The sequence below is a fragment of the Arthrobacter sp. Sr33 genome (assembly GCF_054511195.1).
On record NZ_JBTNDD010000003.1, the window covers coordinates 179,236 to 195,300 of the forward strand.

Sequence of the window (16,065 nt, forward strand, 5' to 3'; positions counted from 1 at the left end):
AGTAGTGCAAAGGCTAGGCGAAGGTGAGGCCCGTCAGCCGCTCATAGGCCTCAATGTAACGGCCGCGGGTCTTCTCGATAATCTCGGCGGGGAGTTCCGGCGGGGTGGAGGACTTATCCCACCCGGATGCCTCCGAGGTGAGCCAATCCCTGACGAATTGCTTGTCGAAGGACGGCTGCGCCTGTCCGGGGGCATACAGGGCAGCATCCCAGAAACGTGACGAGTCGGGTGTCAGGACCTCATCGCCGAGGGTGATCTGCCCGTCGGTAGAGAGCCCGAACTCCACCTTCGTATCCGCCAGGATGATCCCCCGGGACCGGGCAATTTCCTCGGCCCGGCCGTAGATGGCCAGGGTCAGCCGACGCAGTTCCTCCGCCACGGGCGCGCCCACGGTGGCGACGACGTCGTCGTACGCAATGTTCTCGTCGTGATCCCCCACCGCGGCCTTCGCCGAGGGCGTGAACACCGCCGGCTCGAGCCGCGACCCATCCACCAGCCCGGACGGCAGCGGAAGCGAGCACACGGTGCCCGACGAGCGGTATTCCAGCAGCCCGGACCCGGTGAGATACCCGCGGGCGATGCACTCCACCGGGAACATCTCCAGCTTCCGGCAGATCATCGCCCGACCCGCAACCTCGGCCGGCACATCGGTCGACAGCACATGGTTGGGTACCTCGGCCAGCTGTTCAAACCACCACAGACTCAGCTGGGTCAGGACCCGGCCCTTGTCAGGGATCTCGGAGGACAGCACGAAGTCGTAGGCACTGATCCGGTCGCTCGCGACCACCAGCACCCGGTCATCGGGTCCGGTCAGGGGCGAGTACAGGTCACGCACTTTTCCCGAATAGATGTGCGTCCACCCGGGTACGTCAATGAACGACGGCGCGAACGTCACGCTCAGGCCCCCGCGGGCGTGGCCGCCGACGCGGCAGTGACAGGCGACAACGGGGAGGCCACAGCGGGCGCCACCACCTCACCCTGCGCGGCCTTCAACGCAATGTCCCGCCGGAACTGACCGCCCTTGAGGCTCAGCTCGGCGATCCCACGGTAGGCCCTGTCGCGGGCGGCCGTCAGGTCATCTCCGAGCCCGACGACGGCGAGTACCCGGCCACCGGCCGATACCACCTTGCCGTGCTTGAGGGCGGTTCCGGCGTGCAGCACCTGGACGCCGTCGATCGCCTCGGCCCGCTTCAGGCCGCGGACGCGGTCGCCCGTGCGGGGAGCGTCGGGGTAGTGCTCCGACGCGAGGACCACGGCCACTGCCGACTGGGGAGACCAGTTGAGACTTTCAACCTGGTCCAGCCCACCCTTGGCGGCAGCCATGAGCACTCCGCCTAGCGGAGTCTTCAGCCGGGCAAGGACGGCCTGCGTCTCGGGATCACCGAAGCGGGCGTTGAATTCGATGACACGAAGGCCGCGGGTGGTGAGGGCCAACCCAACGTAGAGGACTCCAACGAACGGTGTCCCGCGGTGGGCCATCTCGTCGATGGTGGGCTGGGCCACCCGGTCGATGACCTCGTCAACCAGCCTCGCTGGCGCCCAGTCCAGGGGAGAATAGGCTCCCATGCCGCCGGTGTTCGGCCCCTGATCGCCGTCGTAAATGCGTTTGAAATCCTGGGCCGGGGCGAGCGGAAGCACGTTGCGGCCGTCGGAGAGCACAAAGAGGGACACCTCGGGGCCGTCAAGGAACTCCTCGATGACCACCGTGCCGCCAGCGTCGAAGCAGGCCTGCGCGTGGTCCAGCGCCTCGGTCCGGTCAGTGGTGACGACGACGCCCTTGCCGGCGGCCAGACCGTCATCCTTGACCACGTAGGGTGCGCCGAAGATGTCCAGCGCCTCGGCTGCCTGCTCGGCGTTCGAAGCAACCCGGGCCATGCCGGTGGGGACGTTGGCTGCGGCCATGATCTGTTTGGCGAAGGCTTTGGACGCCTCAAGCTGGGCGGCCTCCCGGGACGGACCGAAGACGGGGATTCCCGCGTCCTGCAGTGCGTCAGCTACTCCAGCAGCGAGCGGCGCCTCCGGGCCGATCACCACGAGGTCCGAGTCCAGGGACTGGGCCAGGGCTGTCACAGCGGCCGGGTCAGCGGCGTCGACTTCGTGGGTGGGGACGATGCTGCCCATCCCCGCGTTGCCGGGGGCTGCATGCACCTCGTGGACGAACGGGTCGGATAGCAGTGCTCGGACAAGGGCGTGTTCGCGGCCGCCGGGGCCAATCACTAGAACCTTCACAGTAGTTCAGCGTACTGTCTCGGCTGGATCCTCGCGAAGCTGTGACGGGGTAATCGGCCCTGTGACAACCCATACGCACGGCGCACCACTCCGAATAAGGTGCATGAACGCTTTACGACGCCCCGGGCGCAAGGAATCCATGCTGGCAGCACTAGCTGGGATAGTCAGTGCCGGCCTGGTGCTGGGCGTGGCAGAACTGCTTGGCTCCTTCCTGACCGCCCGTGCCGCGCCCCTGATCGCCCTCGGCTCCACCTTCATCGACTTCACCCCGCCGTGGTTGAAGGACTTCGCGATCGCCACGTTCGGCACCAACGACAAGGTGGCACTTTTCGTTGGCATGGGCGTCACCATCGTCTTCCTCGCCGCCATCCTCGGTGTGGTCGCCTACCGGAAGTGGGTGCTCGGTGTAGCCGGCGTGGTCCTGATGGGCGCCGTCATTGTTGCGGCGGTGATTTCCCGGGCCGGCGCCACCGTGCTGGACGCTGTCCCCACGGTGATCGGGACCGCCGTCGGCCTCCTGGCCCTGCGCTACCTGATCCGTGCGCTGCATAAAACCCGCGACGACGCCGACGCCACCCAGGAAGCGACCAGCACCAACACCCCAGCCACCGGCACCAGCCGCCGCACCTTTTTTGCCGCCGCCGGCATCACCGCAGTCATCGCGGGTGCCGCGGCGGCCGGCGGCCGTGCCATTTCCAGCGCCCGGAATACCGTCAATATGGCCCGGGAGGCCCTCACGTTTCCCACCCCGGCCAGCGCCGCGCCGGCTATCCCTGCCGGTGTGGAGTCCGGCGTCGACGGCGTCGTCCCCTGGGTCACCCCGAACCCGGACTTCTACCGCATCGACACCGCGCTGAGCGTGCCGCAGATCGACCTGGAAACCTGGGAGCTGCGGGTGCACGGCATGGTCGAGGAAGAATTCACCATCACGTTCCGGGACCTGCTCGATGCCGACCTGATCGAACGCCACATCACCCTCACCTGTGTGTCCAACCCGGTCGGCGGAAATCTGGCGGGCAACGCCAAATGGCTCGGCTACCCGCTCCGCGACCTGCTGGCCCGCGCCAGGCCCACGGCCGGCGCCGACATGGTCCTTTCCACCAGCACCGACGGTTTCAGCGCCTCCACTCCCCTGCCGATCCTGCAGGATGACCGCGATGCGATGCTCGCCATTTCAATGAACGGCGAGCCCCTGCCGCTGGAGCATGGCTTCCCCGTCCGCATGGTGGTGCCCGGCCTGTACGGCTACGTGTCAGCCACCAAATGGGTGGTGGACCTTGAGGTCACCCGATTCGCCGACAAGACCGCCTACTGGACCGACCGCGGTTGGTCCGAGCAGGGGCCGATCAAGACCATGGCCCGCGTCGAGGTGCCCCGTTCCTTCGCCCAGGTGTCGGCCGGGACGTCGACCATCGGCGGCTCCGCCTGGGCCCAGCACCGCGGCATCACCAAGGTGGAGGTCCAGGTCGATGACGGCGACTGGGAGGAAGCCACTCTCGCCGCCGAAGCCTCGGTGGACACCTGGCGCCAGTGGTCCCATGAGATCAACGTCGAAGCGGGCTCCCACTCCGTCCGCGCCCGCGCCTACGACCCCGACGGCGTACAGACCGAGGAACGCGCGGACACGGTGCCCAACGGCGCCTCCGGCTGGCAGTCAGTGCAGTTCACCGCCGAATAGCACTCCCCAAACCTTGTACCCACCGGATGTCCGTTCCTCCGGTGGGTACAAGCTCCACCTCGACAGCCGATAAGCGATACTTGTCTCATGCCTCAGACTTTCTCCTCCGCCGACGCCGTCGAACTTGCCGTCCTGGAACGCAACGGCTTCATCGAATCGCGCCATCTGGGATCTGCAGTGATCCTCGCCGCCGATGGCACTGTGGTCACTGAACTCGGCGACATCCACGCCCCCATCTTTCCCCGCTCCACCCTGAAGCCCTTTCAGGCGCTCGCCGCGATGCAGTCTGGCGTGCCGTTGCGGGGGCCTCAGGTCGCTCTGGCCGCGGCCAGCCACGTGGGATCGCATGAGCACATGGACGTGGTGCGCACCATGCTCAGCGCGGCAGGAGTCTCGGAGGAGCACCTCCAATGCCCCGCCGACTGGCCCCAGGACGAGGAAGCCCGCAACTGGCTGATCCGCACGGAGAAGGGCAAGCAGCGCATCGCGTTCAACTGCTCCGGCAAACACGCCGCTTTCCTGTGGGCCTGCACCGAGAACAACTGGGACCACTCCACGTATCTTGACCCCTCCCACCCGTTGCAGGAGCGCATCGCCGCGGTCATTGAGGAGTACACCGAAGAGAAGATTTCCCACTGGGGTGTCGACGGCTGCGGGGCTCCCCTCGCCGCCGTCTCGCTGACGGGCCTCGCCCGCGGCATCGGCAAGTTCTCCAAGGCACCCTCGGACAAGAACGCTGACGCCCGCGCCGCGACCATTGCCACCGCGATGCTCGACTACCCCTGGGCCGTACACGGCCGGGGCCGCGAAAACTCGGTAGTGATGGAGGATCTGGGCATCATCTCCAAGAACGGCGCCGAAGGCGTCCTCGTCATGGGCACCGATACCGGAGTCTCCCTCGCCCTCAAAATCCTCGACGGCAACATCCGCGCCACCACGCTGGTGGGCCTGACCCTCCTGGCTGCCACCGGCGCCGTCGACGCCGACAAAGTGAGCGCAGTCCTCGCCAAGGTGGTCCCTCCGGTGATGGGCGGCAGCGCAGCGGTCGGCAAGCTTCGGCTCGCCGCACCGGTCATGGCTCTCCTGGACTAGGCCCCATGGCACGACGACGGATCCCCGCCCCGGCGGGCAAGCCAGCCATCGACGCTGTCCGGTCCGGCTCGGCCACCCGCCCCGAGACGGCCACCGCCGTGCGGTACGCACTCGAGGAATTGGCTGACCGGGCGCCGGGCAACAGCGTAGAGGTGCGGGTGCCGCCGTTTGGTGTGGCGCAGTGCATTGCCGGACCACGCCACACCCGGGGCACCCCGCCGAATGTGGTGGAGACCGACGCCGCCACCTGGCTGGCACTGGTGACTGGAAGTCTCGCCTGGGCCGACGCCGTCGGCGCCGGAAAGGTTGCCGCCTCGGGGCAACGAGCCGACCTGAGCGATTGGCTTCCCCTGTTCCCCACCGGCACTCCGCCGACACCGTGACAGCTCAACATTCACTTCGCCGAACCACCTTCATCACTGAAGGTGTGCGGTCGTCGGTGGCGGCCGTCCGGCGGCAGCCACCCGCCGCGGTGATCATCGCCCTGCTGATCACCGCCACTTACACGGTTTACTCAGTGGCGCAGTGGAACCGGCTCGCTACCCCGTCCTGGGACCTCGGCATCTTCACCCAGCTGGCCAAGGCCTACGCCGGCTTCGACGCGCCGATTGTGTCGATCAAGGGTGACGGCTTCAACCTCCTGGGTGACCACTTCCATCCGCTGCTGGTAATTCTTGGTCCCGCCTACGCGTTTTTCCCCTCCGGCCTGACCCTGCTGATTCTGCAAAACATTCTGATCGGACTGTCGGTCCTCGTGATCGCTCGGCTGGGCATCCGGCGGCTCAGCACGGTGGCCGGCAGCTGCCTCGGCGTAGCCTACGGATTGTCGTGGGGTCTTCAGACAGCGGTGGCCGCGCAGTTCCACGAGATCGCGCTCGCCATCCTGCTTCTTGCGCTCGCTCTTGAGTCGATGATCATCGGGCGGCTGCGCACCGCCGTCGTCTGGGCTGGACTGCTGGTTTTCGTGAAAGAGGACCTCGGCCTGACGGTTGCCGCGATCGGGTTGGTCATCGCGTGGCGGTATCGGGACCGGATCGGGCTGTGGCTGGCGGCGTGGGGCGTCGGCTGGCTGCTGCTCTCCGTGGCGGTGATCCTGCCGCTCCTGAACACTGGCGGCCAGTACGACTATTCAGACCGGATCGACGTTCGCGGGATGATCGCTGACCCGGTTGGCGCGCTGGTCACCATTTTCTCGGCCAGCGCGAAATACGAAACGGTGTGGCTGCTGCTGCTGGCGGGAGGCTTCCTGTTCCTGAGGTCACCGCTGGCGCTGATCATGGTGCCCACCCTGGCCTGGCGTTTCGTCTCGGGCAACGATGTGTACTGGGGCCCGGAGTGGCATTACAGCGCCGTCCTGATGCCAGTCCTGTTCGCCGCACTGATCGACGCAATCGATACCTCCCGCAGGTCGGGGCGGCGGTGGCTGCGCTCGGCTGACGCCGTCGTCGTCCCCGCGGTGACCGTCGCTGCCCTGTTGTTGCTGCCGAGCCAGCCCCTGGGCGAGCTGGCCGATCCGGCCACCTTCCGCCAGTCCGAACGGTGGGCGACAGCGCACCAGGTGATGGCTCAGATTCCCGCTGGTTCGACCGTGGAGACGGGGGTGGTGCTGATGCCGTACCTGGTCCCCGACACCGAGGTGTTCTGGCTGGGCAACGATAATCCGGCGCCGGAATACCTGATTGTCGACGACCAGGACTGGAGTTGGGGCCCCACCCACCCGGCCGACGGGGTGGCGCATGCCGAGGAAACCTACCCCGGGGAATCCTACGAACTCGTCTTCCAGGAGAACGGGTACCAATTGGTCAGACGGATCGGCTAAACGCCGGTAGCCTTAAAGCATGAGTTCAGAGCTACCCTCGCCTCGCGACGACAACGACCCTTCGGTTACTGCCCGCCCCGCGGCCGCAGGGCCCGGCGCGACCCCGGGGCAGGGACCAGCCCGTCGGGAAGTCACGGTGCGCCGTGCTCCGCGCTTTGCGCCCTTCATGGGCCTTGGCGTGCTGGTGGGTGTTGTTATCGCAGCGATCGTTGCCTACGCGGGCCCCGGCGACCCCACCCTGACCCGCGAATCCATCTTCGGATTCTTCATCATGGTGTTTGCGATCCCCGGCCTGCTGCTCGGCGCGCTGCTGGTGCTGGTGCTGGATCAGATCAGCGTCCGACGCTCCAAGCGGGCAGTCGCCCAGCGCACATACGACGACGACCAGTTCCCCGAGTAACCGGTGGAGCCGCAGACCCCAACGCGTGAGAGAATGATGCAATGGTTCGCGGTGACGGAAATCTTTCCCATGACCTTCTTCCAGGCGAGAAGGGGCCCCAGGATGCCTGCGGCGTATTCGGTGTCTGGGCTCCCGGCGAGGAGGTAGCCAAGCTCGCCTACTACGGTCTGTACGCCCTGCAGCACCGCGGCCAGGAGTCTGCGGGCATCGCCACCAGCAACGGTGAGCGGATCAGCGTCTACAAAGACATGGGCCTGGTCTCCCAGGTCTTCGACGAAACCACCCTCAACACCCTTGAAGGCCATATCGCTGTGGGCCACTGCCGGTATTCGACCACCGGCTCCTCCAACTGGGCCAACGCGCAGCCGACCCTCGGTGCCACCGCCGTCGGCACCGTCGCCCTCGCCCACAACGGCAACCTGACCAACTCGGCCGACCTCTACCAGATGGTCCTCGCCCGCCACGGCAAGCCCCGCAGCGGCGAAATGGCCCAGGGAAACACCTCGGACACCGCACTGGTGACCACCCTCCTGGCCGGCGACGACGGCCGCTCCCTCGAGGAAACAGCACTCGAACTACTCCCCAAAATCAGCGGCGCATTCTGCTTCGTCTTCATGGACGAAGGCACGCTCTACGCGGCCCGGGACCCCCACGGCGTCCGCCCCCTGGTCCTCGGTCGGCTGGAACGCGGCTGGGTGGTCGCCTCCGAGCAGGCCGCCCTCGCCACCGTGGGCGCCAGCTTCATCCGGGAAATCGAGCCCGGTGAATTCATTGCCATCGACGAGGACGGCGTCCGGACCCGCAAGTTCGCCACGCCCACCAAGGCCGGCTGCGTCTTCGAGTACGTTTACCTGGCCCGTCCCGACGCTGCGATCGCTGGCCGCTCGGTGTACGAGGCCCGCGTGGAAATGGGCCGGCAACTCGCCCGCGAGAACTCAGCCGACGCCGACGTCGTCATCCCCGTCCCCGAATCGGGCACCCCTGCCGCGGTGGGATTCGCCGAGCAGTCGGGTATTCCGTTCGCCCACGGGTTCGTGAAGAACTCCTACGTGGGCCGCACTTTCATCCAGCCCAGCCAGACCCTCCGCCAGCTCGGCATCCGCCTGAAGCTCAACGCGCTGGAGTCAGTCATCCGGGGCAAACGGATCATCGTGGTGGACGATTCAATTGTGCGCGGCAACACCCAGCGGGCAGTGGTGCGAATGCTCCGTGAAGCTGGCGCAGCGTCGGTGCACGTCAAGATTTCCTCCCCACCGGTCCGCTGGCCGTGCTTCTACGGCATCGACTTCGCGTCGCGGGCCGAGCTCATCGCCAACGGTGCGGCAGTGGAGCAGATCAGTAACTCGATCGGCGCTGACAGCCTGGCCTACATTTCCGAAGACGGAATGATCGCCGCCACCGAGCAGCCCCGCGAACGCCTGTGTACCGCCTGCTTCACCGGCGACTATCCAATCGCACTCCCGGCTGAGGAACGCCGCGGCAAGAATCTCCTGGAACGGGTTGATCCCGCCGACAATCCTGGCTCCAACGGCTGCGATCCCGGGCCTGACAGTGAGTTCGAGGCAGTGCTGACCGACGAAGACAAGAAAGAACGGGTATGACCTCCAACTCCCCCATCACCTATGCCAGCGCCGGAGTTGACGTCGAAGCCGGCGACCGCGCCGTTGAACTGATGAAGGACGCCGTCCGGGCTACCCACGGCCCCCAGGTCATTGGTGGGGTGGGCGGATTCGCCGGACTCTACGACGTGTCCCGGCTCCTGACCTACCGCAAGCCTCTGCTGGCGACGTCGACCGACGGCGTCGGCACCAAGGTGGCCATCGCGCAGGCCATGGATATCCACGACACCATCGGGTTTGACCTGGTGGGCATGGTGGTCGACGACATTGTGGTGGTTGGCGCCGAGCCGCTCTTCATGACCGACTACATCGCGTGCGGCAAGGTTGTCCCCGAACGCATCGCTGACATCGTGCGGGGCATCGCCGCCGCATGCTCGGTGGCTGGCACCGCCCTGGTGGGTGGCGAGACCGCTGAACATCCTGGGCTGCTTGGAGAACATGAATACGACGTCGCCGGCGCCGCGACCGGCGTGGTCGAAGCGGATTCACTGCTCGGTCCCAACCGGGTGCGTGCGGGCGATGTCGTCATCGGGATGGCGTCCTCCGGCCTGCACTCCAACGGCTACTCGCTGGTCCGCCGGATCATCAACCAGGCTGGCTGGGCGTTGGACCGCCAGGTCAGCGAGCTCGGGCGGACCCTCGGCGAGGAACTTCTTGAGCCCACCCGCGTCTACGCCGCGGACTGTCTGGATCTGGCCCGCTTCCTGCCCGTTGCCAACGACGCCGGTGTGCACGGCTTCAGCCACGTCACCGGTGGCGGTCTGGCCGCCAACCTGGCCCGGGTGCTGCCGCACGGCCTGGAAGCAACGGTGGACCGCTCCACCTGGGAACTGCCTGCCATCTTCAAGCTGGTCGCCGAACTCGGTGCCGTACCGCTGCCGGACCTCGAACGCACCCTGAACCTTGGTGTGGGAATGGTTGCGGTGGTGTCGGCGCCGGCAGCAGACGCCGCCATTGCCCGGTTGACCGAGCGTGGCGTCCCCGCCTGGGTAATGGGCCAGATTGCAGCAGCCTCAAACGAGTCAACTGACGGACCGGATTATGTGCAGGGCGCCAAGGGTGTCGACGGTGGATCGGTGCGCCTCGTGGGCCAGTACGCCTAAGCCCCGCCCGCTTTCGAGCACAAAAAAGTGGGGTACCCGCAGAATCGCCGTTGCGCAACGGCTATTTTGCGGGTACCCCACTTTTTTTGGTGCAGTGACTCAACCAGTGCAGTGACTCAACCAGTGCAGTGACTCAACCAGTGCGGCGTGATCCGCCGTCGTCCTCGTCGTCGTCCACATCTGCGTACTTGTCTTCGTAAGCCGAGTAGTCCGGTTCAACCGGCTCCATCGGATCCGTAGAACGTTTGGAGGCTCGCTCGCCCGGGCCTGTGAGCTCTCGCTGCAGTGCCGTGTAATCAGTCGCGGGGCTGAAGTACTTAATGTCCCGAGCCTGCTTGGTAGCTTTTGCCTTTTGACGGCCGCGCCCCATGGCGTGACCCCCTTTTGCGTCGATCCGGAGGTGGTCACTGGGGCCTTATCGGCCCAAGGCTGCAGCGAGGCCCCGGAGTATTTGGTCAGTTTGTCGTACCTATAGATTACATGCTTTCCCAGACTCCGCGTGCGCCCTCCCTGCCGCCCGAAAATCGCCGATCTTCGTCAGTACACTTGGTGCTACCGGCTCCCGCCTACTGCATCCGAAACTTGGCTAAAGTCGTAGCAGAGGAGCCTGCAGTGAGGGCGGACGCACAAGAACGTAGAAGGCAGGGCGGAACATCATGAGCGATCAGGAGCGCACCCCGCGGGACTCCGAATCCGATCCGGCACAGAGCGGCGCTGAAGAGCACCAATCCGAGACCATTCACGTCGCTGAACCGCAACTGGTTGACCCGGACACTGTGCAGCTCAGCGACGCCGAGGTATCCCCCGAGACGGTCGAGCCGGAATTGTCGGTCTCCGCCGACGACGTCCAGCTGGTTGAGCCTTCCCTCAACCCGGCACGGATCAGCGAGGACACCGCACGCGCTGCATCGCTTGAGGAAATCGCCGCCGAAGCCCGCCGTGTCGAGCAGGAGGCCCTGGATGCTGGTTTGCTCGTCGCCGGCGCGGTCCCGACGGCAGACCCGACAACGAAGGCCGCTCCCGCCGGGACAGCACCAGCCGGCGGAGCAGCGGGCGATACGACCGACGGGGACCCGGAGGCCGCAGCCGACAGCACTGATGGCAATCCTGACGCCGTCGACGAGCCACATGACGCGGAACCAGCCGACGCCCCCGGGGACGCCGGGGGCTCCGGGGACACAGCCATCCCAGACACCGAGGACGGCGGAGACACCGGCATCCCCGAAGACACCGGATACACCGACGCCCCTGACGCCCCCAAGGACACGAAAGACACCGCTTCCACAGACTCCACAGACTCCACAGGCGAAGCGGCCGCACTGGCCAGCACAGACACCACCCGCGCCCTCCCCAACTTCGCCGCCGACGGAGACGCCCCGGAGTGGACTCCCGCAGCCACTGATGAGCAGCGGTGGGACCGCCTCTTCGAAACCACGGGCCCCGCTTCTGATGCCAGTCCAGCAGTTGGGATTGATTCCGACACTGATCTGGAAGCGGACGCCGACATTCCCAGCCCGGTCCCAGCAGCGGCAACCGCCAGCACGGACCCGGCAGCCCTCCCCGCGGGAATGGGTGCGGCGCCGCCAACCAGCCCCGGCACACCAGCAGCTCAGACCGGCCCGCAGGGCAGCTACCCCGAGCAGCCGTCCGAGTCCCCTACCGAACCCACCGGAGGCCCCTACGGGCTACCCCCGGCCGGTACCCGGCGTCGCGACGGTCGTCAGGCGGCCAGCAACGGCAAAAACAAGCGGGGTCTCCTGATCGGCGGCGCACTCCTGGGGCTGCTGGCCCTGGGTCTCCTGATCTGGGGCCTGGTCGCCCTCATCACCGGCCTGACGGCGTCGCCGGAGCGGGAGCCCATTAGCAACGGCACGCCAGGCGCTGACGGGATCATCGCCGAGAACGTCCTGCCCCTGGACCTTGAAGAGGGCCAGTGCCTGCGGGACTTCGTGGACATCAACAGCACCTCAACGGTGGTGACCTGCTCAACACCCCACAACGCGCAGCTATTGGCCAGCGATTTCTACGCGGACGACGCCGAGTTCCCCGGTGACGACGCGCTGGCTCTCCGCGCGCAGCAGGTGTGCGACGGCGTCGACCTCGATGAAACCGCCGCAGCCCGCTACGAGAACCTCGAGCTCCTGCGCGTCACCCCACGCGAGGGCGCCTGGTCCGACGGCGACCGCCGGGTGGACTGCCTCGTGACCAGCGATGAGGGCAACGTCATCAGCGACACCCTGATCAACAACTAGCTCGTCTCGAGTACCTCGGCAGCAACGCTGAGGCCATCAGCATCAACCACCCGGTCCACCAGCACCGTATCCCCGTCGTTGATGGTTCCGGCCAGGATGCCCCGCGCCAGGCGGTCACCGATCTCACGCTGCACCAGCCGGCGGAGTGGCCGGGCGCCATACGCGGGGTCAAACCCGGTGAGGGCCAGCCATTCGCGGGCTGCGTCGGTGACGGTCAGGTTCAGCCGCCGCTCGTGAAGCCGGGAAGCGAGTGACTGCACCTGCAGGTCGACGATCCGGGACAGCTCCTCGAGAGTGAGTGCGTCGAAGAGAACCACATCGTCCAGCCGGTTCAGGAACTCCGGCTTGAAACTTGCGTTCACCACCGACATCACCGCGTCGCGCTTCGCGGAGTCCGTCATCGACGGGTCCACCAGAAACTGGGAGCCCAGATTGGACGTCAGCACCAGGATAACGTTGCGGAAATCGACGGTGCGGCCCTGCCCATCGGTGAGGCGGCCGTCGTCGAGCACCTGCAGCAGAATGTCGAAGACCTCGGGGTGCGCTTTTTCCACCTCGTCGAGCAGCAGCACGCTGTAGGGGCGACGGCGGACGGCTTCCGTGAGCTGACCGCCCTCCTCATAGCCGACATAGCCTGGAGGGGCGCCGACCAGACGGGAGACCGAGTGCTTCTCGGAGTACTCGGACATGTCGATCCGCACCATGGCGTGCTCGTCGTCGAACAGGAAGTCGGCGAGGGCTTTCGCCAGCTCGGTCTTCCCCACCCCGGTAGGCCCCAGGAAGAGGAAGGATCCGGTGGGCCGGTCGGGATCTGAAATCCCGGCGCGGGCGCGGCGGACCGCATCCGACACCGTCGTCACTGCCTTTGACTGCCCGATCAGCCGGGAGCCAATGACCTGCTCCATGTGCAGAAGTTTCTGGCTTTCGCCCTGGAGCATGCGCCCGGCGGGGATGCCTGTCCAGGCGGAAATCACCTCGGCGATGTCGGTGGCTGTGACGTCCTCCGCGACCATCGGCAGCGGAGTGTCCTCGGGTTCGGCGTCCTGCGCGGCGTCGAGCTCGCGCTGCAGGGTGGGAATTTCGCCGTACAGCAACCGGGAGGCCTGCTCAAGGTCGCCGTCGCGCTGGGCCCGCTCTGCCTGCGAGCGCAGGTCCTCGAGGGCAGCCTTCAGGTCACCCATCCGGTTGAGCCCCGCCTTTTCGGCTTCCCACCGAGCGTTGAGTGCTGCGAGCTTTTCCTTCTGATCGGCCATGTCGGCGCGTAGGGCGTGGAGCCGGTCCTGGGAGGCGTCGTCACTCTCGCCCGTCAGCGCCAGCTCCTCCATCGTCAGCCGGTCGACTGAGCGGCGCAGCTGATCGATTTCCTCGGGGGCCGAGTCAATTTCCATGCGCAGCCGTGACGCCGCCTCGTCCACCAGGTCGATCGCCTTGTCCGGGAGCCGTCGACCTGAGATGTAGCGGTTGGACAGGGTGGCAGCGGCCACGAGCGCCGAATCGGCGATGGTCACCTTGTGGTGCGCCTCGTAGCGTTCCTTGAGGCCGCGAAGAATACCGATAGTGTCCTCGACGCTTGGTTCACCCACATAGACCTGCTGGAACCGCCGTTCCAGGGCTGCATCCTTTTCGACGTTCTTGCGGTACTCATCGAGCGTGGTGGCACCGATGAGGCGCAGCTCCCCGCGAGCCAGCATCGGCTTCAGCATGTTCCCGGCATCCATTGACCCTTCGGAGGCCCCAGCACCGACCACCGTGTGAAGTTCATCGATGAACGTGACTACCTGGCCGTTGGCGGACTTGATTTCTTCGAGGACTGCTTTCAGCCGCTCCTCGAACTCGCCCCGGTATTTGGCCCCCGCGATCATCGAGCCAAGGTCGAGGCTGATCAGGGTCTTGTCTCGCAAGGATTCAGGGACGTCGCCGGCAACGATGCGCTGGGCGAGGCCTTCGACGACGGCCGTCTTCCCCACCCCCGGCTCACCGATCAGCACCGGGTTGTTCTTGGTGCGGCGGGACAGCACCTGGATGACGCGGCGGATTTCGCTATCCCGGCCGATCACCGGATCGAGTTTCCCCGACCGGGCGATCTCGGTCAGATCGACGCCGAATTTCTCCAGCGCCTGGAAGGTGTTCTCCGGCTCCGGCGTGGTCACCCGCCGGTCGCCGCGAATGCCCGGCAGGGCAGCCGCAAGGGCCGCGCGTGAAGCGCCGGCGTTGTTCAGGATGGCGGCGGTTGAGCCGACCCCGGATGCAATCCCCAGCAGCAGGTGTTCGGTGGAGATGAAGCTGTCGCCGAGCGTCTCGGCCTCCTGCTGGGCGGCCTTGATGGCTTGCAGGGTGTCGCGGGAGAACTGCGGCTGCGCCGTTGACGTGCCCGACGACGACGGGAGCGCCTTGATTGCGGAGCTCGCCCGGGTGCTCACGGCGTCGGGGTCGGACCCGGCGGCTTTGAGCAAAGCAACAGCGACGCCGTCACGCTGGTCCATCAACGCTTTCAGGAGGTGTGCGGGTTCGACCTGAGGATTACTTGCGGTCGAAGCATTCGTGGCTGCGGCGGACAGTGCTTCCTGGCTTTTGGTGGTGAACTTGGCGTCCATGTCTCAACCTTTCAAACAGCAATAACCTTAGAGTTGAGTGTACCCCGCTCAACTTGGCACAGGTGCGTGTCCGCTGCTGGTTCGCTGACAGCAGACAGGTCCTGCACTGGCCCCCAGTAGAGCACCGCCAGGCGTTGACTGGTAGGGCCCTAAGCCTCTCTTCCCTGAGAGACCCAGGACCGGTCGGCGCTGCGGTCACCCACCACCAGCGCAGCCGCGCCGTCCAGCACATCAAGGTGCGCGGCGGACAGCACCATGGCGGTGGCGCCGGCATTTTCCTCGACACGTTCCGGCTTCCGGGTGCCGGGGATAGGAACTACTGGCAGCCCGAACCGGCGGCCCTGAGCGGCAAGCCAGGCGAGGGCAACCTGTGCAGCAGTGGCACCCGTGTCCGCGGCAACCGCTTGGACCGCCTCCACCACGGCTGCATTGGCGGTCAGTGCGTCGGTAGCGAACCGTGGCACCCGATGGCGGAAGTCGCCGTCGCCAAGCGTTGCTGCCTGGACTGTGCCGGTCAAAAAGCCGCGCCCCAGCGGAGAGTAGGGGACAAATCCCACCCCCAGCTGCGCAGCCATCGGAACCACGAACGTCTCGACGTCGCGGCTCCAGATTGACCATTCGCTTTGGACTGCTGAAATAGGGTGAACGGCGTGGGCTGCCTGCAGTTCGTCTGCGGTGACCTCTGACAGGCCGAGGTGGCGCACTTTGCCAGCGGTGACCAGCTCGGCCATTGCACCCACCGTTTCCTCGATCGGGACGCGGGTGTCCCGCCGGTGCATGTAGTACAGATCAATGGCGTCGGTGCCGAGCCGACTCAGGCTCGCGTCCGCTGCGTCCCTCACATACCGGGCGTCACCACGAATCCCCGAGTACCCCTGTGAGGGGCTGCCGATCAGCCCGAACTTGGTAGCCACTTCGACCTCGTCGCGTCGATGGCGCAGCAACTGTGAGATCAGCGCCTCGTTGCTTCCTGCACCGTAGATATCCGCGGTGTCAATGAACGTGACCCCGATATCCACCGCATGATTCAACGTCGCCAATGCCTGACTCTCATCCAGGCCCCCGTAAACCTCGGTCAATGCCATGCCACCAAAACCCTGGGCACTGACAGTAAAACCGCTGGCAAGTTCAATCCGCGAAACTGTCATAGTCATAACCCTTAGCCCTATGCGCTCCTGAATCAAGAGTTCGGTTGCAGATCGGTCACGAACCACTGATTCGCTGGTAATTTTGATGCTACGACTTGGGGGGAGCAGACCAGGTTGGTAGCGTTGACAGG

At 66.1% G+C, this 16,065-nt stretch carries 13 protein-coding genes; 8 read left to right on the forward strand and 5 right to left on the reverse strand.

All coding sequences use genetic code 11. The features are described 5' to 3' along the window. Window positions 1–13: 13 nt before the first annotated feature. Both ACX80T_RS05990 and purD read right to left on the reverse strand, forming a co-directional pair. Complete coding sequence (locus ACX80T_RS05990) at window positions 14–895, reverse strand: phosphoribosylaminoimidazolesuccinocarboxamide synthase (protein WP_459303964.1); 882 nt, start codon at window positions 893–895, stop codon at window positions 14–16. A gap of 2 nt (window positions 896–897) precedes the next feature. After that, window positions 898–2,229, reverse strand: coding sequence for a phosphoribosylamine--glycine ligase (gene purD, locus ACX80T_RS05995; protein WP_459303965.1), 1,332 nt, complete (start codon window positions 2,227–2,229; stop codon window positions 898–900). Window positions 2,230–2,332: 103 nt separating this feature from the next. Here purD and ACX80T_RS06000 point away from each other — a divergent pair, with 103 nt between their 5' ends. The 7 genes from ACX80T_RS06000 to purM all read left to right on the forward strand — a co-directional run bounded on the left by ACX80T_RS06000 (window position 2,333) and on the right by purM (window position 9,940). Further along, the gene (locus ACX80T_RS06000; RefSeq protein WP_459303966.1) at window positions 2,333–3,907 is read left to right on the forward strand and encodes a molybdopterin-dependent oxidoreductase; all 1,575 of its coding nucleotides are present in this window, start codon (window positions 2,333–2,335) and stop codon (window positions 3,905–3,907) included. An 87-nt stretch (window positions 3,908–3,994) separates the two neighbouring features. Beyond that, on the forward strand, window positions 3,995–4,999 hold the full coding sequence (locus ACX80T_RS06005; protein WP_459303967.1) for an asparaginase: 1,005 nt from the start codon (window positions 3,995–3,997) through the stop codon (window positions 4,997–4,999). Between the two features lie 5 nt (window positions 5,000–5,004). Further along, a complete protein-coding gene (locus ACX80T_RS06010) occupies window positions 5,005–5,382 on the forward strand; it encodes a sterol carrier family protein (RefSeq protein ID WP_459303968.1) in 378 nt (125 codons plus the stop codon). Beyond that, entirely contained in the window at window positions 5,379–6,818 is a 1,440-nt protein-coding gene (locus tag ACX80T_RS06015) for a DUF2079 domain-containing protein (protein WP_459303969.1), read from the forward strand. Before ACX80T_RS06010 ends, ACX80T_RS06015 begins: the two co-directional genes overlap by 4 nt. Before the next feature lie 19 nt (window positions 6,819–6,837). After that, window positions 6,838–7,218 carry a hypothetical protein gene (locus ACX80T_RS06020; protein ID WP_459303970.1) on the forward strand — a complete coding sequence of 127 codons (381 nt, stop codon included), beginning with the start codon at window positions 6,838–6,840 and terminating at the stop codon, window positions 7,216–7,218. A gap of 41 nt (window positions 7,219–7,259) precedes the next feature. Further along, window positions 7,260–8,819 (forward strand): amidophosphoribosyltransferase, encoded by a 1,560-nt coding sequence (gene purF, locus ACX80T_RS06025; RefSeq protein WP_459303972.1) that lies wholly within the window; start codon window positions 7,260–7,262, stop codon window positions 8,817–8,819. Continuing rightward, window positions 8,816–9,940 carry a phosphoribosylformylglycinamidine cyclo-ligase gene (gene purM, locus ACX80T_RS06030; protein ID WP_459303973.1) on the forward strand — a complete coding sequence of 375 codons (1,125 nt, stop codon included), beginning with the start codon at window positions 8,816–8,818 and terminating at the stop codon, window positions 9,938–9,940. Before purF ends, purM begins: the two co-directional genes overlap by 4 nt. Window positions 9,941–10,073: 133 nt before the next feature. Here purM and ACX80T_RS06035 read toward each other — a convergent pair whose 3' ends face one another. After that, entirely contained in the window at window positions 10,074–10,310 is a 237-nt protein-coding gene (locus ACX80T_RS06035) for a DUF3073 domain-containing protein (RefSeq protein WP_019482180.1), read from the reverse strand. Between the two features lie 286 nt (window positions 10,311–10,596). Here ACX80T_RS06035 and ACX80T_RS06040 point away from each other — a divergent pair, with 286 nt between their 5' ends. Next, window positions 10,597–12,192, forward strand: a complete 1,596-nt coding sequence (locus ACX80T_RS06040) for a hypothetical protein (RefSeq protein ID WP_459303974.1) — start codon at window positions 10,597–10,599, stop codon at window positions 12,190–12,192. Here ACX80T_RS06040 and clpB read toward each other — a convergent pair. Then, window positions 12,189–14,786 (reverse strand): ATP-dependent chaperone ClpB, encoded by a 2,598-nt coding sequence (gene clpB / locus ACX80T_RS06045; RefSeq protein ID WP_459303975.1) that lies wholly within the window; start codon window positions 14,784–14,786, stop codon window positions 12,189–12,191. The two genes, ACX80T_RS06040 and clpB, sit on opposite strands and share 4 nt — an antisense overlap. 149 nt (window positions 14,787–14,935) lie before the next feature. Next, window positions 14,936–15,934, reverse strand: coding sequence for an aldo/keto reductase (locus ACX80T_RS06050; RefSeq protein WP_459304037.1), 999 nt, complete (start codon window positions 15,932–15,934; stop codon window positions 14,936–14,938). Window positions 15,935–16,065: the final 131 nt, after the last annotated feature.

What these genes read in the sequence shown, in the direction of transcription:
- ACX80T_RS06000 (WP_459303966.1), top strand. Translation starts at nt 2,333, where the DNA reads ATGAACGCTTTACGACGCCCCGGGCGCAAGGAATCCATGCTGGCAGCA.
- ACX80T_RS06005 (WP_459303967.1), top strand. Translation starts at nt 3,995, where the DNA reads ATGCCTCAGACTTTCTCCTCCGCCGACGCCGTCGAACTTGCCGTCCTG.
- ACX80T_RS06010 (WP_459303968.1), top strand. Translation starts at nt 5,005, where the DNA reads ATGGCACGACGACGGATCCCCGCCCCGGCGGGCAAGCCAGCCATCGAC.
- ACX80T_RS06020 (WP_459303970.1), top strand. Translation starts at nt 6,838, where the DNA reads ATGAGTTCAGAGCTACCCTCGCCTCGCGACGACAACGACCCTTCGGTT.
- purF (WP_459303972.1), top strand. Translation starts at nt 7,260, where the DNA reads ATGGTTCGCGGTGACGGAAATCTTTCCCATGACCTTCTTCCAGGCGAG.
- purM (WP_459303973.1), top strand. Translation starts at nt 8,816, where the DNA reads ATGACCTCCAACTCCCCCATCACCTATGCCAGCGCCGGAGTTGACGTC.
- ACX80T_RS06035 (WP_019482180.1), bottom strand. Translation starts at nt 10,310, where the DNA reads ATGGGGCGCGGCCGTCAAAAGGCAAAAGCTACCAAGCAGGCTCGGGAC.
- ACX80T_RS06040 (WP_459303974.1), top strand. Translation starts at nt 10,597, where the DNA reads ATGAGCGATCAGGAGCGCACCCCGCGGGACTCCGAATCCGATCCGGCA.
- clpB (WP_459303975.1), bottom strand. Translation starts at nt 14,786, where the DNA reads ATGGACGCCAAGTTCACCACCAAAAGCCAGGAAGCACTGTCCGCCGCA.
- ACX80T_RS06050 (WP_459304037.1), bottom strand. Translation starts at nt 15,934, where the DNA reads ATGACAGTTTCGCGGATTGAACTTGCCAGCGGTTTTACTGTCAGTGCC.